The sequence below is a fragment of the Marivita sp. genome (assembly GCF_965656765.1).
GTDB lineage: Bacteria > Pseudomonadota > Alphaproteobacteria > Rhodobacterales > Rhodobacteraceae > Marivita.
Map to the genome: position 1 here is coordinate 1 of NZ_CBFHLV010000043.1, position 21,653 is coordinate 21,653.

The window sequence follows — 21,653 nt, forward strand, 5'->3', positions numbered from 1 at the left end:
TGACGGGTTTTGATGATTGGGCGTTAAGACTTTGGAAATGCACCGTGCGCTGGACTTGTTTGCCAAAGTCTTTGACGCGTTTCGTCATACCTTCAACGGAAGGGTTTAGGCTGCGATGTCGGGTGTCACGCGAATAAGTGTTGGGGTGTTCGCTGAAAATGCCGAAAGCACTGCGCGTTGCAGGGCTTCAAGATTGTCAGGCTCTACCGCCCCTGCCCCGTAAGCCTTGGCCAGAGCAAGGAAATCGGGGTTTCGTGCCACCACGGCATTCGGCGCGATCTGGCTGCGGATCATGCTGTCCTCAATCTCGCCCAGCTTGCCATTGTCCCAGACAAGGATCGGCAGCGGCAAACCGAGTTCAACCGCCGTCCCCAGTTCCTGAATGGTGTATTGCAGCCCGTAATCCCCGGCGATGGCAAGCGTTGGCTGGCCCGGTCGCGCCACCGCGCCACCGATGGCCGCAGGGAGGGCATAGCCCAGCGTGCCAAACCCAAACGGATGGTGCCAATGGCCCGCGCGGGGCATGTCCCAGACCTCTTTGGCGCCGTAGGCAAATTGTGTCATGTCAGAATAGATCATGGTGTCATCAGGCAGCACCGCTTTCAAAGCGTCGCTGACGGGCACAATGCCCGGGCGTTCGGCATCAACCTCAGCGCGCCAAGCAGCGCGTTTGCGGGCGACCGTTGTGGCATCCCATTTCGGCGGCAGGTCGTCGGTGCGGGCTGGAATCGCGATGGTCATCGCACGCAAGAGCGCTGCTGCGTCTGCCAAGATCGCGGTATCCTGAGGGCCAAGCCCGGCAAAATTCTCGGGGTCGATATCGACACGGATCATTGGCGCATCGTGGCCCAGCTTGGGCCGCCAGAGATCGACTTCGGACAAGGTGGTGCCAACCGCTATAACAAGGTCCGCCTGTGCGGCGATCTCGGCGCTGTCCCCACGCGCCAGAAAACTGCCGAAGTAGAGCGGCTGGTCCGCAGGCACCACGCCACGTGCGGCATAGGTGACAAAGCTTGCCGCGCCGGTCTGCCGCAACAGATCAGACACCGCATTGGCCGCAGACACCGCGCCACCGCCGAATATGAAAAGCGGCTTCTTGGCCGCCAGCACAGTGTCCACCACATGCGTGACATCGACATGGGACGCAGCGGGCATTGCAGGACGTCTACTAAGCGGTGCAGGTGCCGCATTGGCCACAGCGCCCAGAGTGTTGATGGACACCTGAATGTGGCAGGGGCGCGGGCGGCTGCTGGCGAATTGATCGAAGGCGCGGTCGATCAGCGCATACGCGGCACTGGCGTCGCGCGCCTCTTCTGACCATGCACACACAGTTTCCGCCGCCGCGCGCTGGTCACGCATCTGGTGCAACTGACCGCGTTGGGCGGAAGTTTCGTCAAGGCAGGAAGAGATCGCAAGCACCGGCACGCTGTCCGAATAGGCCTGCCCGAGCGGCGTCAGAATGTTTGTCAGTCCCGGCCCGGTGATCACATAGGCGACACCCGGCTTGCCTGTCGCGCGGGCATAGCCGTCGGCCATGAACCCAGCCCCCTGTTCGTGCCGCGCCAGAACATGGGTGATCCACGCTTGTTCGATGCCGCGATACAGTTCGACGTTGTGCACGCCGGGAATGCCAAAGATTGTATCGACCCCTCGATCCTTAAGCATTTGCGAGATTTGCGCGCCAAGGGGTTGGGGTATCATCACGCTCTCCAAAAACTCACCGTGAAGATGGCGTAAACCGCCAAAAGTTCGAGCCGTCCCAGCAGCATGCCAATCACCAGCATCCACTTGGCTGTGTCATTAAGGCCGGCGTAATTTCCCGCCGGGCCAATCTCTGGTCCAAGCCCAGGTCCGATATTGGCAAGCGCAGAGGCTGCGCCAGAGACCGAGGTGATCAGATCGAGGCCTGTCATGCCCAAGGCCACAGACAGAACACCCATCGTAATCACGAAGAACACAAAGAAAGAAATCACCGAGTTCAAGACGTCCTCGCCCACGGGACGACCCGCATAGCGGGGAAGGAATACGCCGTGCGGTGAGCGGATCTTGCGCAGTTGCACTTTGATCGATGCAAAAAGCAGCTGGTACCGGAAGATCTTGATCGAGCACGACGTCGATCCAGCACATCCGCCGATCAGACCAATGAAAAAGAACACCGAGATCAGGAACGGGCCCCAAAGCATGTAATCGACGCTGGCATATCCAGTGCCCGTCATGATCGACACGATGTTGAACAACGCCTCGCGGAACGCCTGTTCAGGATGGTGCGGAAAGATGCGGGTGAGCGTGAACGCCGCAACGACCACCAAGATTGTAACAGTCAACAAAAAGGCGCGGATCTGGCTATCTTTCCAGATCACTTGGTAATTGCCCTTGGTCATCTGCACGAAGCGCACAAATGGCAGCGCGGCACAGATCATGAATACCGCTGCGACGTATTCCGCTGGGCCTTGGAACGCGCCAAACGATGCATCGTAGTTCGAAAAACCACCGGTCGAAACCGTCGTCAAAGCGTGAACCGTTGCGTCAAAGACATCCATGCCGACGATGTAGTAGCTGGTGGCACAAGCGATGGTGATCGCGATGTAAATGGTTGAGATCGAAGCCGAAATCTCGGTCGCGCGAGGCAGAATTTTACCCATGGTATCAAAGGCTTCAGTGCGGAAAATCTGCATGCCGCCGACCCGCAGTTCAGGCAGAAACACCATCGCGACCACGATGATACCAATGCCGCCCAGCCATTGCAGCAGACCGCGCCACAGCAGAATTCCCTTTGGCAGGTCTTCCAATCCCGAAAACACAGTTGATCCGGTGGTGGTCAGGCCTGACATGGCCTCAAAAAACGCATCGACAAACCGCGCATCGGTTTCGCCCAGCACAAACGGAATGGCCCCGAAGATCGGCAGCGCAACCCAGACCCCGGTGGTCAGCAGAAAGGTCTGCTGGATCGACAGCCCCTCTTTGACACCGTTGGCCGAGGCCAGCGCGATCAACCCGCCGGAAAACATCGTCAGAACAGAGCTTTGCAGGAAAACGTGCCATTCACCCCGGCCCTCGGCCAGATCGACCAGCATCGGCAAGAGCATCGTCGCCCCAAGGACAGCGACCAGCAGGCCGATCACATATGCAACGGGACGGATGTCGAACATAGGGCAAAGCGTTGGCCCCACACCGCCGGGGTGTCAAGCGTCCGGCGGCAGGTTCCTGTGCATTGTATCGGCAAAGCAGTCTTCGAACACAAAGGGCAGGATATCGTCGCGCGTCAGTCCGAACTCTGCAAGTTCCGCGTCACTCATCGCCTCAAGCCGCAGAATACTGTCCAGTCGTTGCCGGATATAGGCGGTGGGGTTAAACCCCTGCCCCTTTTCCGCGAAGAACAGATCGATCCGGGATCGCAACCCGGGGCGAATGAATGTCATTTGTACGGTGTCTTGTGTCATTGGAAACCCCTGTGGCTACGGTGCGGTCGGTTTCCTCCCGTCTCCTAGGGTAGGGCACAAGAGGCTCAAAGACAGGAAGAAAGGCGCTTAACTTTTTGCCACACCGCTGACTTGTCGGGCCGACACGACAGTTTGCGATCTTGAGCGGGTATAACTGCCTACAGAACTGGCACAGCGGCTATGTTCTCAGCAGATACAGAGCCAGTGGCCCACAATAAAAAACGGCGACCGAAGCCGCCGTTTCGAGAACATTTGCCACACGGCGTTCTAACCGACGTGGAACAGCGTTGAGAACAGCTTGGGATCAAGGCTTTCCGCCGTGAAAAGATCGCCCTCGGTCAGGACTGACACAGCATCATGACTGTGAAGGCTCTCCTGATGGCTGGCAAGAACGCGGTAATCTCCGATGCGGGCATCTGCCTGCAACTGTTCGGCAAAGAGCCGCGCCGCGTCTTCTACGAAGATCGGGTTGGCCGCGTTCAATTCGGCAAAGGCCTGTTCATCTTCGCGTTTGACCATGACCTGAGTTTCGGTTGGAACAGCGGTGCGGCACATGTCGATCAGGTCTTCAAACCACAGGCATTTGCCATCCTTCACCTCGACCGAGATGCGCGCGACGGAACGCTGCGAATGCGGTGTCGCCAACTGTCCCCGTTCGCGACGGGCATGTTCGCTCAGCTCTAACGAACATGGGCAGGTCGAGCTGTAGACATAGTCCAGATGCATGATCTTGCGGCGGACGCCGTCAATTTCGACCAGTTCCAGCGCGATGTCGTAGTACTGATACCCCGACAGGCCCGAACGCAGACTGTTTACCTTCATCGGGAAGGACAGGCGCATGTTGATCCGTGCATCGAACGACTCAAGGTCAGATTTGTAGTCGTCCAATGCTGCTTCGATCACACCAAAGCTAAAGGTCTTGTCCGCATAGACGTAAAAGGACCGCATGATGCGGCTCATGTTGATGCCCTTCTTGTCGGCATCAAGGCTGACTGTGCCAGTTACGCTGGTCTCAAGCGTCAGATCGCCATTGTCGCGCGTGTGGTAGCTGATAGGCAGACGAAAGTTGGAAATGCCCACATGCTGAATCCCGCGATTGGCCCCGCGAATTAGCGCAGAAGGGCCGTTCTGCAGGTCAGGCAGCGACGCCTTGTAGGCCGCATCGACCGTGAAATCGTCCGGATACTCGCGAGACAGCACAGGATAACTGTCCGCTTCACCCTCGATCAGGCGACGAAGGACGGGATCAACAAGCTCAATTTCGGCATCATGTGCCTTACCAGCCCATTGCCGCAGCAGCGCCAAGGCCGCTTCGGCCTCTTCGCGACTGGGTTTGCGGTCGATCTCAGGTGTATGGATATTCATACTCAGGCCCCCTCGCCTGTTGGACATGCCTTAAAGATAGGCATGTGTCCGATCATTTCCACTAACCTTGTTTACGGCTTAACCTAAATCACAGATCAATCTTAAGGGGAAAAACCAGCATTCAGACCGCATCCAACGCAGTCAGAATATCTTCGATCAGGTCGCCCGTATCCTCGATTCCGACCGAAAGACGCACCAATCCGTCGGTAATTCCCAAAACGGCACGCTGGTCGGCACTCAATCGCTGATGCGTTGTCGTAGCGGGATGGGTCACGATGCTTTTTGCGTCTCCAAGGTTGTTCGAGATCACGATCACATCAAGCGCATTCAGGAATGCAAAGGCCGCATCTTTGCCACCCGAAAGCTCAATAGCAAGCATGGTGCCACCCGACCCCATCTGCCGTTCGGCCAGCGCGGCCTGCCTATGAGTCGCAAGACCAGGATAAATGACCTGTTTTAGCTTGGCATGGCCGTCCAACGCCTCGGCAATCGCCTGCGCCGTATGGGCCTGCGCACGAACGCGCAAATCAAGCGTTTCAAGGCCTTTCACCTGCACCCATGCCGTGAACGGCGACATCGACCCGCCGGTATGCTTCATATAGGGCTCGACCACTTTGCGGATATGATCACGCGTGCCAAGGATCACGCCGCCCAATGTGCGGCCCTGCCCATCGATATGTTTGGTGGAGGAGTAGATGATGACATCCGCGCCTTGACCCAACGCGTCGGAAAACACCGGGGTCGAGAACACGTTGTCCACCACCACAAGCGCGCCTTGCGCGTGAGCAATCTGGGAAACCGCTTGGATATCAACCAGTTCCAACGTGGGGTTCGACATCGACTCAAAGAACACCGCCTTGGTGTCAGGGCGTACTGCCGCGCGCCACTGATCCAGATCAGCGCCATCGACCAAAGTCACCTCAACACCAAAGCGCGGCAGGATATCCTCGACGATATAAAGACACGATCCGAAAAGCGCCCGCGCCGAAACGAGGTGATCGCCTGCCTTGAGCATCGACATCAGCGCACCGTTCACGGCAGCCATGCCGCTGGCGGTGGCAAAAGCATCCTCGGCCCCTTCAAGCAGAGCGATGCGTTCTTCGAACATGGCCACCGTGGGGTTGCCATACCGTGCATAGATGTATTCGTCCGGTCCGGATGAAATGAACCGCTGTTCCGCTTGTTCGGCACTGTCATAAACAAAGCCCTGAGTCAGAAAGATCGCTTCGCTGACCTCTCCCCATTGGCTGCGTTTGGTGCCGCCATGCACCAGTCGTGTGCGTGGTTTTTTGTCTTTCATCTCTTTACCTCTTGGGCATCAGCCCAATAAAAAAGCCCCGTTCCGGCCAAGCGAAAGGGGCTTTCGGCTGACCTTTTAGCGGCATGTTTAACGTGGCCCGCAATCCGGTAACAAATCGCCACATCCCTGCTTTAGGCCTTCGCTGTCTAGCGGTCAACATCCGGGCAGCTGCTTCTTTGGGCTAAATATCGCGCCTACCAAGAGGCGGAGCCTCCTGATTTCCTGTCGACTGAAAATTCCGGGCGCGTCGACTCGCCCGCGCTTAGAATGGCACGTCGTCCGCAGCACAGATAAAGCGGGCGACAACTTTCTTGGTCCCAGCCTTGTCGAACTCGATCTCAAGCTTGTCACCCTCGATCCCCATCACCGCGCCATAGCCGAATTTCTGGTGAAACACCCGCTCGCCCAGCGCGTAGGAACTGATCGCTGTTGCATCGATCACCGTATTGCGCGCCTCGGTGGGTTGGCTGACCGGGCGTTGTTGCGATCGTGCCTGAAGCCGCCGCCATCCCGGAGAGTTGTAAACATTCGCGTCCGCCGCTTTCTGATGAAGATCTGACCCGGCCATCATCTGGGTCGCAGGCGACGCCATGCCGGCAGCACCATAACCACCACCATAAAGACCCGGCGGGGTCAGCACTTCGACGTGCTCTTCCGGCAGTTCGTCGATGAACCGCGACGGCAGCGCCGATTGCCATTGACCGAACACGCGGCGGTTGGCGGCGAATGAGATCGTGCAAACCTCTTCGGCGCGGGTGATACCAACGTAGGCAAGGCGGCGTTCTTCTTCCAAACCCTTCAGGCCGCTTTCGTCCATGCTCCGTTGCGATGGGAAGAGACCATCTTCCCAGCCCGGCAGGAACACAGCGGGGAATTCGAGGCCCTTGGCAGCGTGAAGGGTCATGATCGACACTTTCTCGCCGTCGCCGCCTTTGTCATTGTCCATGATCAGGCTCACATGTTCGAGAAAGCCCTGGAGATTTTCAAACTCTTCCAGAGCCTTGACCAGCTCTTTGAGGTTTTCCAACCGTCCCGGGGCCTCGGGTGTTTTGTCGTTCTGCCACATGGTGGTGTAGCCGCTCTCGTCCAGGACGATGCCCGCCAGTTCGGAATGATCCGTGTCCTCGGACATACGACCCCACCGGTCCAGATCGTTGACAAGACGGCCAAGTTCGGTGCCGCCTTTGCCCTTTATCATCCCCTGTTCGACAGCCAACCGTGCGCCTTCGACCAAGGACACGCCATTGGCACGGGCCACGGTCTGGATGGTCTGCTGTGCCTTGTCGCCCAAGCCCCGCTTGGGGGTGTTGACGATCCGTTCAAAGGCCAGATCGTCGTCTGGGCTGGTCACGACGCGGAAATAGGCCATCGCGTCACGTATTTCCATGCGCTCGTAGAACCGTGGGCCGCCGATGACGCGGTAGGGCAGACCAATGGTCAGGAAACGGTCCTCGAACGCGCGCATTTGGTGCGAGGCGCGAACGAGGATAGCCATGTCATCGAGCGAAAACGGCCGCATCCCGCGGGTGCCGGATTGCATCGATTCGACCTCTTCGCCGATCCAACGGGCCTCTTCCTCGCCATCCCAATGCCCGATCAGTCGGACTTTTTCGCCCTCCTGCGCGTCGGTCCAAAGAGTCTTGCCCAATCGCCCTTGGTTCCCGGCGATCACGCCCGATGCGGCAGCAAGAATATGCGGGGTCGAGCGGTAATTCTGTTCGAGCCGCACCACATGCGCGCCCTCGAAATCCTTTTCAAAGCGCAGGATATTGCCCACCTCGGCCCCGCGCCACCCATAGATCGACTGATCGTCATCCCCAACGCAGCAGATGTTCTTGTGACCGGACGCCAACAGCCGTAGCCACAGGTACTGTGCTACGTTGGTATCCTGATACTCGTCCACAAGGATATATTTGCACCAGCGTTGGTACTGGCTGAGCACATCGGGATGCGCCTGAAAGATCGTAACCACGTGCAATAGCAGATCGCCAAAATCGGTGGCGTTCAGTTCCTTCAGCCGCGCCTGGTAAAGCGCATAGAGCTTTGGCCCCTGATGGTTATACGCGCCTGCATCCGCTGCTGGCACTTTGTCGGGTGTGATCGCGCGGTTTTTCCAGCCGTCAATGATTCCCGCCAATTGCCGCGCAGGCCAGCGTTTGTCGTCGATCCCGGCAGCCTGCACCAACTGCTTGAGCAAACGCAGCTGGTCATCCGTATCCAGAATAGTGAAGTTCGATTTCAGCCCCACCAGTTCCGCATGTCGGCGCAACAGTTTCACGCAGATCGAATGGAAGGTGCCGAGCCACGGCATCCCCTCGACCGTCTGCCCTAGCAACCGCCCGACCCGTTCTTTCATCTCGCGCGCGGCCTTGTTCGTAAAGGTCACGGCCAGGATTTCATTCGGACGAGCGCGGCCCGTGTTCAGCAGATGCACAATCCGGGTGGTCAGCGCCTTGGTCTTGCCGGTTCCAGCACCGGCCAGCATAAGCACTGGGCCATCCAGCGTTTCAACCGCCTGGCGCTGCGCCGGGTTGAGATCGTCCAGATAGGGCTGCGGGCGCGCGGCCATCGCACGGGCGGACAGCGAGGCGTTTTCGAACGCCTCCATTTCATCGAAACTGCTCATGCGTGGCAAGATAGCGCCAGAGACTCCAGAGATAAAGATGTTCCGATAATGTTCACATGGCCACGGGCGGATTTCCGTCAAATAAAATCGTTGGATTTTCGAGAAATCGGCTTCTGGACAATTCCAGAATTCTGACCCCAAATGCGCGCCTATGGATCATCACGCAAAATACCCCGCAATCAGCGATCTCAAAGCCCGGGCGCGACGGCGCATTCCGAAATTCGTTTGGGAATACCTCGATTCGGCCACCGGCAAAGAAGCCACACTGCACCGCAATCGTGCGGCATTGGATCGGGTGTTGTTCACCCCGTCGATTCTGCATGGCGAATTGCCTGTGGATCTGAGCACAACGCTGTGCGGCAAGGACTTTCCCCTGCCCTTTGGTATCAGCCCAGTTGGCATGTCTGGCCTGATATGGCCCGATGCAGAGCGCAAGCTGGCACGGGCGGCGACCAAAGCTGGTATTCCGTACAGTATTTCGACTGTCGCCACGCGCACCCCCGAAGAGGTTGCGCCGCGTCTGGATGGCAATGGCTGGTTCCAGATGTATCCACCCCGTGATGAGGGTATCCGCACAGATATGCTCAAGCGGGCCAAGGACGCTGGATTTTCGACCCTGATCCTAACGGTGGATGTGCCTGTGCCATCGCGCCGCGAACGTCAGGTGCGCTCTGGCCTGACAACACCGCCGAAATTGACGCCCCGCCTATTGGCGCAGATCGCGACCTGCCCGACATGGGCAATGGCCACCGCAACACTTGGGATGCCCAGAATGCGTTTGATCGACGACTACGCGGGCAAGGTGACAGGGCTGAGCTCAACGCAACACGCGGGTTACCTGCTGCGCACGTCGCCGGATTGGGACTATGTTGATTGGCTGCGCGATGCCTGGGATGGGACGTTTTTTGTCAAAGGCGTTTTGGACCCAAAAGATGCGCCGCGGCTAGAAAAAGCCGGTGTCGACGCAATCTGGATGTCAAACCATGCCGGTCGGCAATTCGATGCCTCCCCTGCCCCGATCGAAGTGTTGCCAGCGATGCGCGAGGCCACAGCCCTGCCGCTGATCATTGACAGCGGGGTCGAAGGTGGTCTGGATATTTTACGCGCCATCGCCCTTGGGGCGGATTTCGTCATGCTGGGCCGCGCATGGCATTATGCGCTGGGTGCTTTGGACACGGACGGACCGGCGCATCTTGTCGATATTCTGCAAAAGGACATGGCGTCGAATATGGGCCAGTTGGGCGTCGTGAAACCCATCGATCTGCGCGGCAAAGCCTGGTTCGATGGGGCCACCGCGTAAGGGTGCGCCATTTCTATCTGTTGAGAATGTAACGAAATCTTACTAAGCAGCGGCTAACGTCATTACGTCAGGACCGCTGCCATGTCAGATTTCCAAAAAATTCTCATCGCCAACCGCGGCGAAATTGCCATCCGCATAATGCGCGCGGCAAACGAAATGGGCAAAAAGACGGTCGCCGTCTATGCCGAAGAGGACAAGCTGGGCCTGCACCGCTTCAAGGCAGACGAGGCGTACCGGATCGGTGAAAACCTTGGCCCGGTCGCTGCGTATCTGAGCATCGAAGAAATCATTCGCGTGGCCAAGCTGTCGGGCGCGGATGCAATCCATCCGGGCTACGGTCTGTTGTCGGAAAACCCCGATCTGGTCAATGCCTGCGTCGCCAACGGCATCACCTTTATCGGCCCGCGCGCTGAAACCATGCGCGCTCTTGGTGACAAAGCCAGCGCGCGACGGGTCGCAGTTGAGGCTGGCGTTCCGGTGATCCCCGCAACCGAAGTGCTGGGCGATGATTTCGACGCAATTGCCAAGGAAGCCGAAGGGATCGGCTATCCGCTTATGCTCAAAGCTTCGTGGGGCGGCGGTGGTCGGGGGATGCGTCCTGTGACCAATAGCAAAGAACTTAAGGAAAAGGTGCTTGAAGGCCGCCGTGAGGCCGAGGCGGCATTCGGCAATGGCGAAGGCTATCTGGAAAAGATGATCATCCGCGCCCGCCACGTCGAGGTGCAGATCCTTGGCGACAAGCAGGGCAACATCTATCACCTGTATGAACGCGATTGTTCGGTCCAGCGCCGCAACCAAAAAGTGGTCGAGCGCGCCCCTGCCCCGTACCTGTCAGAGGCGCAGCGCGAAGAGCTGTGTGAACTGGGCCGCAAGATTTGCGCCCATGTGAATTACGAATGTGCGGGCACCGTCGAATTCCTGATGGATATGGACGACGGCAAATTCTACTTCATCGAAGTGAATCCGCGCGTTCAGGTCGAACATACTGTCACCGAAGAAGTGACTGGCATCGACATCGTGCAGGCGCAGATCATGATCGCCGAGGGCAAGTCACTGTCCGAGGCCACTGGCAAAGCCAGCCAGTATGACATCCGCCTGAACGGCCATGCGCTTCAGACACGTGTCACAACCGAAGACCCGCAGAACAACTTTATCCCTGACTATGGCCGCATCACCGCGTATCGCTCGGCCACGGGTATGGGCATTCGTCTGGATGGCGGCACCGCCTATGCGGGCGGCGTGATCACGCGCTACTACGACTCCCTGCTGACCAAAGTCACGGCTTGGGCGCCGACACCGGAAAAAGCGATTGCCAGGATGGACCGTGCGTTGCGCGAATTCCGGGTGCGTGGGGTTTCCACCAACATCGCGTTTGTGGAAAACCTGCTCAAACATCCGACGTTTCTGAACAACCAGTACACCACCAAGTTCATCGACGAGACACCCGAACTGTTCCAGTTCAAGAAACGTCGCGACCGGGGCACCAAGGTACTGACCTACATCGCGGATATTACAGTGAACGGGCACCCCGAGGTTCAGGGCTGCGCGATGCCGCATCCTGATCTGAAACCCGCCAAAGCGCCCAAGTCACGTGTGGACACGCCACCCGCGGGCACCAAGACGCTGCTTGAGGAAAAAGGGCCGCAAGCCGTGGCCGACTGGATGGCAGCGCAGAAAGAGGTGCTGATCACCGACACCACGATGCGCGACGGACATCAGTCCTTGCTGGCGACGCGGATGCGGTCGATCGACATGATCCAGGTGGCCCCGGCCTATGCCGCTAACCTGCCACAGCTGTTCAGTGTCGAATGCTGGGGCGGTGCGACGTTCGATGTGGCCTACCGGTTCTTACAGGAATGCCCGTGGCAACGCCTGCGTGATCTGCGCGCGCGGATGCCGAACATCATGACGCAGATGCTGCTGCGCGGGGCGAACGGCGTTGGGTACACCAATTACCCGGACAATGTGGTGCAGTTCTTTGTCAAACAGGCCGCAGAAACCGGTGTGGACGTATTCCGCGTTTTTGACAGCCTCAACTGGGTCGAAAACATGCGCGTTGCGATGGATGCGGTGTTGGACTCGGGCCGCGTCCTGGAAGGCACAATCTGTTACACTGGCGATCTGAACGATCCGGCGAGATCCAAGTACGACCTCAAATACTATGTCGAAATGGGCAAAGAGCTTAAGGCGGCTGGCTCTCATATCTTGGGCCTCAAAGACATGGCCGGGCTGTTAAAACCTGCCGCTGCTGGCCCTCTCGTCAAGGCGCTGAAAGAAGAGGTCGGCCTGCCCGTACACTTCCACACGCACGACACGTCCGGCGCAGGCATCGCGACGATCATGGCCGCTGCTGCTGCTGGTGTGGACGCCGTCGATGCGGCGATGGACGCACTTTCGGGCAACACCTCTCAGCCGACGCTTGGCTCTGTCGTCGAGGCGCTGCGCCACACAGAACGTGAAACCGGGTTGGATATCTCTGCCATTCGCGAGATCAGCAACTACTGGGAAGCCGTACGAGGGCAGTATGCGGCGTTCGAGACTGGCCAACAGGCCCCTGCCTCCGAGGTCTACCTGCACGAAATGCCCGGTGGGCAGTTCACCAACCTCAAAGCGCAGGCACGCAGCCTTGGACTTGAGGAGCGTTGGCACGAGGTGGCACAGACCTATGCCGATGTGAACCAGATGTTCGGAGATATTGTCAAAGTCACGCCGTCCTCAAAGGTGGTGGGCGACATGGCGCTGATGATGGTGTCCCAAGGCCTGACCCGTTCTGATGTTGAAAACCCGGAAACCGATGTGTCGTTCCCCGATTCCGTGGTGGACATGATGCGCGGAAACCTCGGGCAGCCTCCGGGCGGATGGCCGTCGGCAATCCAGAGCAAGATCCTCAAAGGTGAAGACGCCTTTACCGACCGCCCCGGCAAACATGCGGAACCGATTGATATCGAAGAGACCCGCGCCAAGGTCATCAAAGAGCTTGAGGGCAAGGCCATCGACGATGAAGATCTGAACGGCTACCTCATGTATCCCAAGGTCTTCCTTGATTACATGGGCCGTCATCGGGCCTATGGCCCGGTGCGTGTTCTTCCGACACAGACCTTCTTCTACGGCATGGACCAAGGCGACCAGATCAGCGCCGAGATTGATCCGGGCAAGACGCTTGAAATCCGGCTGATCGCCGTCGGCGAAACGCAAGACGACGGCGAAGTGCGCGTGTTCTTCGAACTTAATGGCCAACCCAGAACGATCCGCGTGCCCGACCGCAAGGCCAAGGCCACCACGGCGGCACGGCCCAAAGCCGAAGTCGGCAACCCCGACCATATCGGCGCGCCGATGCCGGGGGTTGTGGCCTCTGTCGCCGTCAATGCGGGCCAGAAGATCAAAGAAGGCGATCTGCTGCTTACCATTGAGGCGATGAAGATGGAGACCGGTCTTCACGCGGAACGCGATTCGGTGGTGAAGGCAGTGCATGTGCAGGCCGCAGCCCAGATTGATGCCAAGGATTTGTTGATCGAGCTGGAATAACTCCCAGCGCAAGATCAACCGAACCATGCGGGCCGTTCCCTTAAGGAGTGGCCCGTTTTCCGTCTCATGAACGAGACGTCACCCGAAAAGACCGATTTTTACTGTACCTAGAGACAGGAAGCGTTACTCTTGGCCCAAAGAAAAACAATGCCTTAATCAGAGCAGCCGAGGCCGAATTGCAAAGCAAGAGCGCCGCCTACAAGATGGACGGGCCTGCGCCTGAAGACCGGATCGGCGTGCGATTCGCACCGGCCAGCTTGCCCATTGGTCGCCCTCCTTGCCTGGCCGAACGTAAGTGCCAGCAACGTGGTCGCGATTTTGCCGATCTCTTCCGCAATCAATACGTGCTGAGCCGTGACGCCAATCGTGCCTATCCCGGCTGGACAACCAAGGTTCTGAATGGGTGGGCCCTGCACCACGGCCCGGCGATTGATGTACAGCCAATCCTTGATACCGAAGGCACACCTGTCGGATTTCTGCTGGGACACGCGCTGACAGCCGACAGCACCGTCGTCCAGGGCGCGCTGATGCTGGAACATGCGCAGTACAGTCTGGGCTTTTCCGATCACGCCGAGGCGATATTCACGGAATTGGCGGGGCGCTATCTGGCCGTTCTGCTGACGCCAGATATCCAGCGTTTATATGCCGACCCGGTTTGCGATCTTCCAGTGCTGTTCGACGCCGATACAAGAACCATAGGCAGCAGCCTTGGGCTTGTGCTGGACCGTGACATTCGACCAAACCCACAGTTTCCGGCCAAGATGGTGCTGACGGGCCAACGGACGCTTGGCTTGCAAAACACATTAGATGCGTCCGTCAAGCGATTGGTGTCGAACCATTATCTTGACTTAAACGCGTTTTCTCTGCACCGGCATTGGCCGTCTGAAGATACGATCTTTGACGCGCAGCCAAAGCATCCAAACCGTTGGATCAACCGCCGTCTGGAAGAATTAGCGGCGCGGCTTGGTGGGCATATCAGCGCTTTGGCCGCGGCTTACCCCTGCATCATGCCCGTGACTGGCGGGCGCGACAGCCGCATGTTGATGGCCTGCGGGCGGGATGGATTAAAAGACATCGTGCAGTTCTGTGGCCACAGATTTCACAACCAATCCCGACGCGACATCATCCAAGGGCGCCGCGTCGTGCGCAGTCAGGGCTATGGCTACACGCAGTATTTCAAGAAAGACCCGACAGAGACGCAGATGCGGGACATGCGGCTCAAGATGGGGTGGTCCGGCACGCGTGGTGAATTGGCGGCGCTGGCCATGATCGAAGAATACCCACAGGATCACATGATCCTGCGCGGAAACATCATGGAACTGCTTCGCGCCAACCAGTGGCGCTATGATGGGATCAACGCTCCGATCAACGCGAAAATGGGGCTCAGACGGTTGAAGGTTTCGCGCAAAGCGTCACGGGATGTCGGGACGGATCTTGGGCATGACTATGTGTCCTGGATGAACAGCCTGCCCGACAACGCGAAATGCCGCGCCTATGATTTTGCTTTTGTCGAACACTACCTGCCCAACGTCCAAGGCCCGTATATCACCGCGATGCACCGCACGCCTTTTATCAATCCATTCAATGATCGTCGCCTAATCGAGATCGCGATTTCGATGCCCACCAAGCTGCGCAAAGACGGAGCGATCGTGAAGCGCATACTCGGCCGTACCGCGCCAGAGCTTCTGGACATGCCCTTTGTTTAAAGAGGTGACACGCAACGATAGAAGCAGCCCTATTTGATTGCGGCGCACCAGTGGCGCCGGGCGCGCCTTCTGCTGCAATCAATCAGAACTGCGTGCAAGCTATTCACCGAGAAAGGATCAGGCAGAACCTTGGTGATCTTTGTGGATGCAATCACAATAGGGGCCTTTGACTCGCCCGGTTTCCGTCGGGATCTACAACCAGTTGCGGGGATGGCCCAAAGCACCCCCGCCCCCGAGAAATCAAAGCTGAAGCCCGGGTGTTTGCCTTTTTTACAAAGCGGTCTTGAGGAGACCAACGTGACGATGAGCAGGCTAGCTTAGGCACCAAAGATCTACGGCAAAAAAATATTTTGACCGCGCTTCTAAAACGAGGTGCTGCCAGCCGTTACAGAGATTGAAACCATCTACTCTTCAAGCCCGACAGCACAGAGAAAGCTACAGAAATGCCGACCGAAGAAATGTTGCATCAGATCGTTTATGTCAGCAAGCCGACCCGATCCATGACACTGAGCGAAGTGCGCGAATTGCTTATCAAGGCGCAGATCAACAATCATTTCACGGACGTGACCGGGATGCTCCTGTTCGACGGGGACTCCTTTCTCCAGGTTCTCGAAGGGCCCAAGGAGACCGTGATGGCGCTCTTCGAGAAGATCGAGCGTGATCCGCGCCACACGCAGTTCACCTCTTTGGTGGAGAGAACGATCCCGCACCGCGATTTCGGCGATTGGTCGATGGGGCTTGCTCATATCGAAAGCAAGCACATGAGGAGCCTTCCCGGTCTCATGGATATCCAAAGTGCCCGCAGCATACTGTCGAAAAGCGGAGCGGCTGAAAGCCTCGTATCGTTGATCAAGTTCCACTATGGCGACAGTGACAAGGATTCCGAGGTCGCCTAACACGTCTGCCCGCTCTTCCAGCGCAGTTTGATCTGGCTGACCTTACCGCCCATGGTCAGGCGATCACAGCGGGGATCCGGTAAACTTCCGCTGTCCACCAAATCCCCCCTATCCCTTCCAAACCTCCGGCGTCACGTAGACCATCCCTTCGTCCACGCTGACCATGACGTCGCCGTCCTGGATGTTGACCTGCATCTTCATGGCACGGCTGGCCAAACCGGCCAGCGCTGTGGTCTCGGCCTCGGGCAGGCCCACGACAGACAGGTTGTCGAACCGGGTGGTGCTGCCCTTGACCTTGTCCCACCAGATCTCGGCCGGGCGGCCGCCATAGGCGTAAACGATGACCTTGCCCGCCTTTGCGCAGGACTGGCGCAGCACTTTCTCGGACGGCAGGCCAAGGGCGATCCAGACATCCAATACGCCGCTTAGGCTTTTTTGCCAGATGTCCGGCTCATCATCGGTGGACAGGCCTTTGGTCATTTCAAGATGCTCGTGCGCGTTCAGGGCAAAGGCCACGAGGCGCACCATCAGGCGTTCGTCGGTCTCGGACGGGTGTTTGGCCACAGTCAGTTTGTGGGTCTCGTAATAGTGGCGATCCATGTCCGACACGGTGAGTTCGACTTTATAAATGGTGGCATTTTGCGCCATGACGGGCCCCAGACCTTGAAAGATTGGGATGCCTACTGCGTTCGGAGGTTGCAGGAAAGCAGATAGACCGGGCGCCGCACGCAAAGATGTCAGACGCGGCGACAAAAAAGGCGTGGCATTGGGCCTCATTTTCCTCTTGCACCCCGCTGCGACACGCACTAAATCCCGCCTACCAGATTGGCAGCGCGGGCGTAGCTCAGGGGTAGAGCATAACCTTGCCAAGGTTAGGGTCGGGCGTTCGAATCGCCTCGCCCGCTCCATCGATTTTCCACCTGGATCAGTTTAGACATCTCGGCACGGTGGAGGGTCTGTCCGTCGCGCATGACTGTCTCGTGGCGGACAACTGCGAAGTTGTTCCGCGCAAATGCAGGCTGCGCCATGAGGCTGGCATGGGTCGTCAATTGCGTGATCGCGCTGTGCTGTACCCGTGTTTCGATCTGCTGTAACAGCGCCGCGAACAGCCCCTGCCCCCGTGCCTTTGGCAGGATATAGGCCAAATCGATATACCCAGAACTATCAACAGTCATGAACCCAACAGGCGCTCCGCTTTGCGCACCAAGCACCACCTCTTGTGATGCCAGGCGTTCAGACCATGCCACTCCGTGATTTGGCCTTAGGCATCCAAGCCGCGCGTTGCGCCTCTGAATAAGGGCTGTCGCCCTCACGCACGGCACGGAACATCACCATGCCCAAAGCGTCATGATCTTCGAGCCGTGCGAAACGCAGGGTGAATGGCTGTGACATGCGACCTCCGGCCCCTAGCACTGGCATAGCTGCCACGGCGGCGCAATCGCCCGCGCAACGTGGCTTGGCCTGCCCCCACACCCAGCCTATAAGGCCGCGACGCAACCCAAGGAGAGGCGATATGCGCAGCGCCACAGTGACCCGGAATACAGCCGAGACCAGGATCACCGTCGAGGTGACGCTTGACGGCACCGGGCAGTATGACAATCAGACCGGCGTCGGGTTCTTTGACCACATGCTGGACCAGCTTGCGCGCCATTCGCTTATCGATATGAAGGTCCGCTGCGACGGCGACCTGCATATCGACGATCACCACACGGTCGAGGATGTGGGCATCGCGTTGGGTCAGGCGCTGACGCAAGCCATGGGCGACAAACGGGGGATCGTCCGCTATGGCGCATGCCTTTTGCCGATGGACGACGCGTTGGTGCGGGCCGCTCTTGATCTGTCGGCGCGTCCGTTTCTGGTGTGGAATGTCGATCTGCCCACCGCCAAAATCGGCACGTTTGACACTGAACTTGTGCGCGAGTTCTTTCAGGCGTTCAGCACACATGGCGGCATTACCCTGCACGTGGACATGCTGCACGGGCTGAACAGCCACCACATCGCCGAAGCCGCATTCAAAGCGGTCGCAAGGTCATTGCGCGACGCGCTAGAGGTTGATTCCCGCAAGGCGGATGCGATCCCATCGACCAAAGGTGCGCTGTAACGTGCTGACAGCGATCATCGACTACGAAAGCGGCAACCTTCATTCTGCCGAAAAAGCCTTTCAACGTATGGCGCAAGAGGTCGGTGCGGGCGATGTCATGGTGACGGCAGACCCGGAGGTGATTGCAGGGGCTGATCGGATTGTGCTGCCCGGTGACGGGGCGTTTCCGGCTTGCGCCACGGCGCTTCGCACCTCGGGGGCCTTTGCCGCGATGGTCGAGGCCGTCGAGGTCAAAGCGCGGCCATTTCTTGGCATCTGCGTGGGCATGCAGCTGATGGCGCGCGAAGGGTTGGAATACACGCCCACCGACGGTCTAGGCTGGATCGACGGCGTGGTCGAACGGATTGCACCGTCTGACCCCAAGATGAAAGTCCCACATATGGGCTGGAACGATCTGGTGATTGATCAGCCGCACCCAGTGCTGGACGGCATCACAACCGGCGAACATGCCTATTTCGTGCATTCCTACCAGATGCGCGTCGATGATCCGGCGCAACGCGTCGCACATGTAGACTATGGTGGCGCCGTGACGGGGATTGTCGCACGCGACAACATGGTCGGGTTCCAATTCCATCCGGAAAAAAGCGCGGCCACTGGCCTGCGTATGATCGCCAATTTCCTGCGCTGGACACCCTAGGGCGTCCCCTACATCTTCTCTGGTTCACAAATACCCATGGGGGGTCTGGGGGGCAAAGCCCCCCAGCTTGTCGCGGGCATCACATCCCCGCGAAATCAGATCACTTGACCCGCGTCCATGTCTGACCGCGACAAATGCCCAAAACGCATCCTTCGACCTTCAACTGGTTGCCGTTGAGCGTCATCTTGGAATTGTAGGTCTTGTCCCGATCCGGCGCCCAGATCTTGCCGCCCTTGTAAGCGCCACCGCCTTGCGGTTTCATCGCCCAAATCATCTGGCGACCAATATTTGGCGATGCGATCTTGTTGCCGCTCGCATCATACCCCTGTCCCAACACGCCACAAATCTCAGAACCGCAGGTGCTGATCGTAACGATCCCGAACGCACCATCGTCGCCCGGCTGGGTTTTCCACGTGCCTTCCACCGGATCAGCGAAGGCGGCGCCGGCAGCAAGGATAAGCCCAGTGGCGAGTGTCATCAGCTTCATGTCAATCTCCTCCCTCAGAGTGATGCAGAAACTCTGACCCAAGGGGCTCATAGCGATCAAGACTGACGCAGGGTCGCGTTGCATGTGCCGTTCCGTCATGTCAAAGCGCGGGGGAATTCTGACCGGAGACCACACCATGATCCTTTATCCCGCCATCGACCTCAAAGACGGACAGGCCGTGCGCCTATTGCGGGGCGACATGGAGAAATCGACGGTTTTCAACGACGACCCCGCGGCACAGGCGATGGAGTTTGTCGAAGCGGGATGCGAATGGTTGCACCTTGTCGATCTGAACGGCGCCTTCGCAGGCGAACCAGTCAACGCCGGGGCCGTCGAGTCGATCCTTGAACGCTGCAAAGTGCCCGCTCAATTGGGCGGCGGCATCCGCGACATGGCGACCATCGAACGCTGGCTCGACAAAGGCTTGCAACGCGTAATCCTTGGAACCGTCGCAGTTGAGAACCCAGATTTGGTACGCAAAGCGGCCAAGGCGTTTCCCGGCCATGTGGCTGTCGGCATCGATGCCCGCAATGGCCGCGTGGCGACCAAGGGCTGGGCCGAGGAAACCGATGTCATGGTCACCGACCTCGCCCGCTCTTTCGAAGACGCTGGCGTGGCAGCGATCATTTACACCGACATTAATCGCGACGGCGCGATGCAAGGTCCAAACGTGGAGGCCACGGCCGATCTCGCGCGCGCTGTGTCGATCCCGGTGATCGCGTCTGGAGGCGTGTCGTCGCTGAACGACCTCATCGCGTTGCGCGATTGCGGGGCAAACCTCAACGGCGCAATCTCGGGACGTGCGCTTTATGACGGGGCACTTGATCTGAAAGAGGCACTGGCGTCGCTCGGCTGAACGTGACACCGCGCGGCCAGCCGCATCGGATCAGTTTCCAGCCATATCCGTAAACTTGGCAAGGGCCCCTGCCATCGTCTTGAGATATGCAGCCTCATCCGACACGCCGCCCAGCTTACCCAGCATCGCGGCGGGCTCTTCATAGACAATTTTAGTGCCGCCAATACCGTCTTCATAGACCAACACCTTGAGCGGCAGGAACAGCCCGGCCGCCGGATCATCCTTGATCGCAGGTGTCCCGACTTTGGGGTTACCGAAAATCAATAGCTGAGAATCTCCGATATCCTCACCGATCGACGCGGCCCCGGCCCCATGATCGACACGGGCAAAAATGGTGATCCCGGCCCCCTCCATCGCGGTGACCATCGCATCGACAGTTTCGGTGACACCCATCGCACTGTCTTTGTGCATCAAACCGTTGTCGCCTGCGGTCGCTGTGGTGGCGGCCAGTGCAAGGCTGGCCGCAAAGATCTTATTTTTCATTGTTATTCCCTTCGGAGGTTTCGCCCCAAAGGTCTGACAGTTGCAGGTCACTTGATATGCACGATGGCGTGAGCAGCGCCGGATCGCTCAGATCGATCCCGCTTCGACCATGTAATTGTTGGCAGTACACATCGCGGAATCGTCCGACGCGAGAAACAACACCATCCGCGCAAGGTAAACTGGTTCGATCAGGTCCGGCAGACACTGGCGGTCACGGTGCTTTTCCAACGCCTCCGGTGTGGTCCAAAGCTCTTTCTGCCGCTCAGTCATGATCCAGCCTGGCACGACGGTGTTCACCCGAATGCGGTGGCCTCCCAGATCGCGGGCCATGGTCCGGGTCAACCCATGCACAGCCGCCTTGGCCGTGGTGTAGGACGGCATGTTGCCGCCTGCCTCCCACCAGCTGTTCGACCCCATGTTGATGATCGACCCACCACCGGCATCAATCATATCGGGGGCTACCGCTTGTATGGCAAAGAACATGTGGCGCAGGTTGGTGGCTTGGCGTTCATCCCAATATTCCGGCGTCACCTCGCGCCAGTCATGGCGGTCATCGCGGGCAGCATTGTTCACAAGGATGTGCGCCGGACCCAGCTTGGCCTTCAGCTTGCCAAACGCGTCCTGCAACGCCGGAATGTCGCGCAGATCGGCCTGTTCCCAGGCAACGGTGCCATCAGTCGCATCCGCCAGCGCCTCCGCGCTCTTCGAATCCAGATCGACAAACCCAACCTTTGCGCCTTGGGCTGCAAACGCTTTGACGATCTCGGCCCCGATGCCGGACGCACCGCCGGTGACGAACACGGTCTTGCCGTTCAAGCTGGGATAGCGCGCGAATGTATCTGACATGGGATCCTCCTCTTTCCTCAGGCCAACAGCCATAATGCGCATCACACAGGCTTCACAAGCGGCGATCTTCGGGGTACGCGATGGG

At 58.5% G+C, this 21,653-nt stretch carries 19 protein-coding genes, 1 tRNA gene and 1 riboswitch; of the genes, 8 read left to right on the top strand and 12 right to left on the bottom strand.

Annotated features, from left to right (window positions below):
* Positions 1–105 precede the first annotated feature (105 nt).
* The 6 genes from ACTG4M_RS11920 to ACTG4M_RS11945 all read right to left on the bottom strand — a co-directional run bounded on the left by ACTG4M_RS11920 (position 106) and on the right by ACTG4M_RS11945 (position 8,731).
* Positions 106–1,701 carry a 5-guanidino-2-oxopentanoate decarboxylase gene (locus ACTG4M_RS11920; RefSeq protein WP_439123884.1) on the bottom strand — a complete coding sequence of 532 codons (1,596 nt, stop codon included), beginning with the start codon at positions 1,699–1,701 and terminating at the stop codon, positions 106–108.
* Complete coding sequence (locus ACTG4M_RS11925) at positions 1,701–3,149, bottom strand: TrkH family potassium uptake protein (protein ID WP_439123885.1); 1,449 nt, start codon at positions 3,147–3,149, stop codon at positions 1,701–1,703. The genes ACTG4M_RS11920 and ACTG4M_RS11925 overlap by 1 nt, the downstream gene beginning before the upstream one ends.
* A gap of 33 nt (positions 3,150–3,182) precedes the next feature.
* Positions 3,183–3,440: a hypothetical protein gene (locus ACTG4M_RS11930; RefSeq protein ID WP_439123886.1), complete on the bottom strand. Its 258-nt coding sequence runs from the start codon at positions 3,438–3,440 to the stop codon at positions 3,183–3,185.
* Positions 3,441–3,707: 267 nt separating this feature from the next.
* The gene (gene folE2 / locus ACTG4M_RS11935; RefSeq protein ID WP_439123887.1) at positions 3,708–4,805 is read right to left on the bottom strand and encodes a GTP cyclohydrolase FolE2; all 1,098 of its coding nucleotides are present in this window, start codon (positions 4,803–4,805) and stop codon (positions 3,708–3,710) included.
* Positions 4,806–4,926: 121 nt separating this feature from the next.
* Positions 4,927–6,105: an O-succinylhomoserine sulfhydrylase gene (gene metZ, locus ACTG4M_RS11940; RefSeq protein ID WP_439123888.1), complete on the bottom strand. Its 1,179-nt coding sequence runs from the start codon at positions 6,103–6,105 to the stop codon at positions 4,927–4,929.
* 55 nt (positions 6,106–6,160) lie between these two features.
* Positions 6,161–6,237: riboswitch (SAM riboswitch) on the bottom strand.
* Positions 6,238–6,367: 130 nt separating this feature from the next.
* Positions 6,368–8,731 (bottom strand): ATP-dependent helicase, encoded by a 2,364-nt coding sequence (locus ACTG4M_RS11945; protein WP_439123889.1) that lies wholly within the window; start codon positions 8,729–8,731, stop codon positions 6,368–6,370.
* A gap of 151 nt (positions 8,732–8,882) precedes the next feature.
* Between ACTG4M_RS11945 and ACTG4M_RS11950 the strand changes: the two genes are divergently transcribed.
* The 4 genes from ACTG4M_RS11950 to ACTG4M_RS11965 all read left to right on the top strand — a co-directional run bounded on the left by ACTG4M_RS11950 (position 8,883) and on the right by ACTG4M_RS11965 (position 16,158).
* Positions 8,883–10,031 (top strand): alpha-hydroxy acid oxidase, encoded by a 1,149-nt coding sequence (locus ACTG4M_RS11950; RefSeq protein ID WP_439123890.1) that lies wholly within the window; start codon positions 8,883–8,885, stop codon positions 10,029–10,031.
* 81 nt (positions 10,032–10,112) lie between these two features.
* On the top strand, positions 10,113–13,556 hold the full coding sequence (locus ACTG4M_RS11955; protein WP_439123891.1) for a pyruvate carboxylase: 3,444 nt from the start codon (positions 10,113–10,115) through the stop codon (positions 13,554–13,556).
* Positions 13,557–13,759: 203 nt separating this feature from the next.
* On the top strand, positions 13,760–15,262 hold the full coding sequence (locus ACTG4M_RS11960; protein WP_439123892.1) for a hypothetical protein: 1,503 nt from the start codon (positions 13,760–13,762) through the stop codon (positions 15,260–15,262).
* A 443-nt stretch (positions 15,263–15,705) separates the two neighbouring features.
* Positions 15,706–16,158, top strand: coding sequence for a BLUF domain-containing protein (locus ACTG4M_RS11965; RefSeq protein ID WP_439123893.1), 453 nt, complete (start codon positions 15,706–15,708; stop codon positions 16,156–16,158).
* Positions 16,159–16,266: 108 nt separating this feature from the next.
* Here the strand turns inward: ACTG4M_RS11965 and ACTG4M_RS11970 are convergent, their stop codons facing one another.
* The gene (locus tag ACTG4M_RS11970) at positions 16,267–16,806 is read right to left on the bottom strand and encodes a YaeQ family protein (protein WP_439123894.1); all 540 of its coding nucleotides are present in this window, start codon (positions 16,804–16,806) and stop codon (positions 16,267–16,269) included.
* Between the two features lie 185 nt (positions 16,807–16,991).
* Here ACTG4M_RS11970 and ACTG4M_RS11975 point away from each other — a divergent pair.
* Positions 16,992–17,066: transfer RNA gene (locus ACTG4M_RS11975), tRNA-Gly, on the top strand.
* Here ACTG4M_RS11975 and ACTG4M_RS11980 read toward each other — a convergent pair.
* Together ACTG4M_RS11980 and ACTG4M_RS11985 are read right to left on the bottom strand one after the other, a co-directional pair.
* On the bottom strand, positions 17,031–17,405 hold the full coding sequence (locus ACTG4M_RS11980; protein ID WP_439123895.1) for a GNAT family N-acetyltransferase: 375 nt from the start codon (positions 17,403–17,405) through the stop codon (positions 17,031–17,033). The genes ACTG4M_RS11975 and ACTG4M_RS11980 overlap by 36 nt on opposite strands.
* Entirely contained in the window at positions 17,392–17,550 is a 159-nt protein-coding gene (locus ACTG4M_RS11985) for a hypothetical protein (RefSeq protein WP_439123896.1), read from the bottom strand. The genes ACTG4M_RS11980 and ACTG4M_RS11985 overlap by 14 nt, the downstream gene beginning before the upstream one ends.
* A 121-nt stretch (positions 17,551–17,671) precedes the next feature.
* Here ACTG4M_RS11985 and hisB point away from each other — a divergent pair, with 121 nt between their 5' ends.
* Both hisB and hisH read left to right on the top strand, forming a co-directional pair.
* Positions 17,672–18,259 (top strand): imidazoleglycerol-phosphate dehydratase HisB, encoded by a 588-nt coding sequence (gene hisB, locus ACTG4M_RS11990; protein ID WP_439123897.1) that lies wholly within the window; start codon positions 17,672–17,674, stop codon positions 18,257–18,259.
* 1 nt (position 18,260) lies between these two features.
* Positions 18,261–18,896: an imidazole glycerol phosphate synthase subunit HisH gene (gene hisH, locus ACTG4M_RS11995; protein ID WP_439123908.1), complete on the top strand. Its 636-nt coding sequence runs from the start codon at positions 18,261–18,263 to the stop codon at positions 18,894–18,896.
* A gap of 100 nt (positions 18,897–18,996) precedes the next feature.
* Here hisH and ACTG4M_RS12000 read toward each other — a convergent pair whose 3' ends face one another.
* Entirely contained in the window at positions 18,997–19,383 is a 387-nt protein-coding gene (locus tag ACTG4M_RS12000) for a DUF2147 domain-containing protein (RefSeq protein ID WP_439123898.1), read from the bottom strand.
* Positions 19,384–19,519: 136 nt separating this feature from the next.
* On the opposite strand from ACTG4M_RS12000, the gene hisA reads away from it, so the two are divergent.
* A complete protein-coding gene (hisA, locus tag ACTG4M_RS12005) occupies positions 19,520–20,239 on the top strand; it encodes a 1-(5-phosphoribosyl)-5-[(5-phosphoribosylamino)methylideneamino]imidazole-4-carboxamide isomerase (protein ID WP_439123899.1) in 720 nt (239 codons plus the stop codon).
* Between the two features lie 30 nt (positions 20,240–20,269).
* On the opposite strand, the gene ACTG4M_RS12010 is transcribed toward hisA, so the two are convergent.
* Positions 20,270–20,722 (bottom strand): DUF302 domain-containing protein, encoded by a 453-nt coding sequence (locus tag ACTG4M_RS12010; protein WP_439123900.1) that lies wholly within the window; start codon positions 20,720–20,722, stop codon positions 20,270–20,272.
* A gap of 87 nt (positions 20,723–20,809) precedes the next feature.
* Positions 20,810–21,568 (bottom strand): SDR family NAD(P)-dependent oxidoreductase, encoded by a 759-nt coding sequence (locus tag ACTG4M_RS12015; RefSeq protein WP_439123901.1) that lies wholly within the window; start codon positions 21,566–21,568, stop codon positions 20,810–20,812.
* Positions 21,569–21,653 lie beyond the last annotated feature (85 nt).

Bases quoted from the DNA above. Each gene is read 5' to 3' on its own strand.
- ACTG4M_RS11920 (WP_439123884.1), bottom strand. From the start codon at position 1,701: ATGATACCCCAACCCCTTGGCGCGCAAATCTCGCAAATGCTTAAGGAT.
- ACTG4M_RS11925 (WP_439123885.1), bottom strand. From the start codon at position 3,149: ATGTTCGACATCCGTCCCGTTGCATATGTGATCGGCCTGCTGGTCGCT.
- ACTG4M_RS11930 (WP_439123886.1), bottom strand. From the start codon at position 3,440: ATGACACAAGACACCGTACAAATGACATTCATTCGCCCCGGGTTGCGA.
- folE2 (WP_439123887.1), bottom strand. From the start codon at position 4,805: ATGAATATCCATACACCTGAGATCGACCGCAAACCCAGTCGCGAAGAG.
- metZ (WP_439123888.1), bottom strand. From the start codon at position 6,105: ATGAAAGACAAAAAACCACGCACACGACTGGTGCATGGCGGCACCAAA.
- ACTG4M_RS11945 (WP_439123889.1), bottom strand. From the start codon at position 8,731: ATGAGCAGTTTCGATGAAATGGAGGCGTTCGAAAACGCCTCGCTGTCC.
- ACTG4M_RS11950 (WP_439123890.1), top strand. From the start codon at position 8,883: ATGGATCATCACGCAAAATACCCCGCAATCAGCGATCTCAAAGCCCGG.
- ACTG4M_RS11955 (WP_439123891.1), top strand. From the start codon at position 10,113: ATGTCAGATTTCCAAAAAATTCTCATCGCCAACCGCGGCGAAATTGCC.
- ACTG4M_RS11960 (WP_439123892.1), top strand. From the start codon at position 13,760: ATGGACGGGCCTGCGCCTGAAGACCGGATCGGCGTGCGATTCGCACCG.
- ACTG4M_RS11965 (WP_439123893.1), top strand. From the start codon at position 15,706: ATGCCGACCGAAGAAATGTTGCATCAGATCGTTTATGTCAGCAAGCCG.
- ACTG4M_RS11970 (WP_439123894.1), bottom strand. From the start codon at position 16,806: ATGGCGCAAAATGCCACCATTTATAAAGTCGAACTCACCGTGTCGGAC.
- ACTG4M_RS11985 (WP_439123896.1), bottom strand. From the start codon at position 17,550: ATGTCACAGCCATTCACCCTGCGTTTCGCACGGCTCGAAGATCATGAC.
- hisB (WP_439123897.1), top strand. From the start codon at position 17,672: ATGCGCAGCGCCACAGTGACCCGGAATACAGCCGAGACCAGGATCACC.
- ACTG4M_RS12000 (WP_439123898.1), bottom strand. From the start codon at position 19,383: ATGAAGCTGATGACACTCGCCACTGGGCTTATCCTTGCTGCCGGCGCC.
- hisA (WP_439123899.1), top strand. From the start codon at position 19,520: ATGATCCTTTATCCCGCCATCGACCTCAAAGACGGACAGGCCGTGCGC.
- ACTG4M_RS12010 (WP_439123900.1), bottom strand. From the start codon at position 20,722: ATGAAAAATAAGATCTTTGCGGCCAGCCTTGCACTGGCCGCCACCACA.
- ACTG4M_RS12015 (WP_439123901.1), bottom strand. From the start codon at position 21,568: ATGTCAGATACATTCGCGCGCTATCCCAGCTTGAACGGCAAGACCGTG.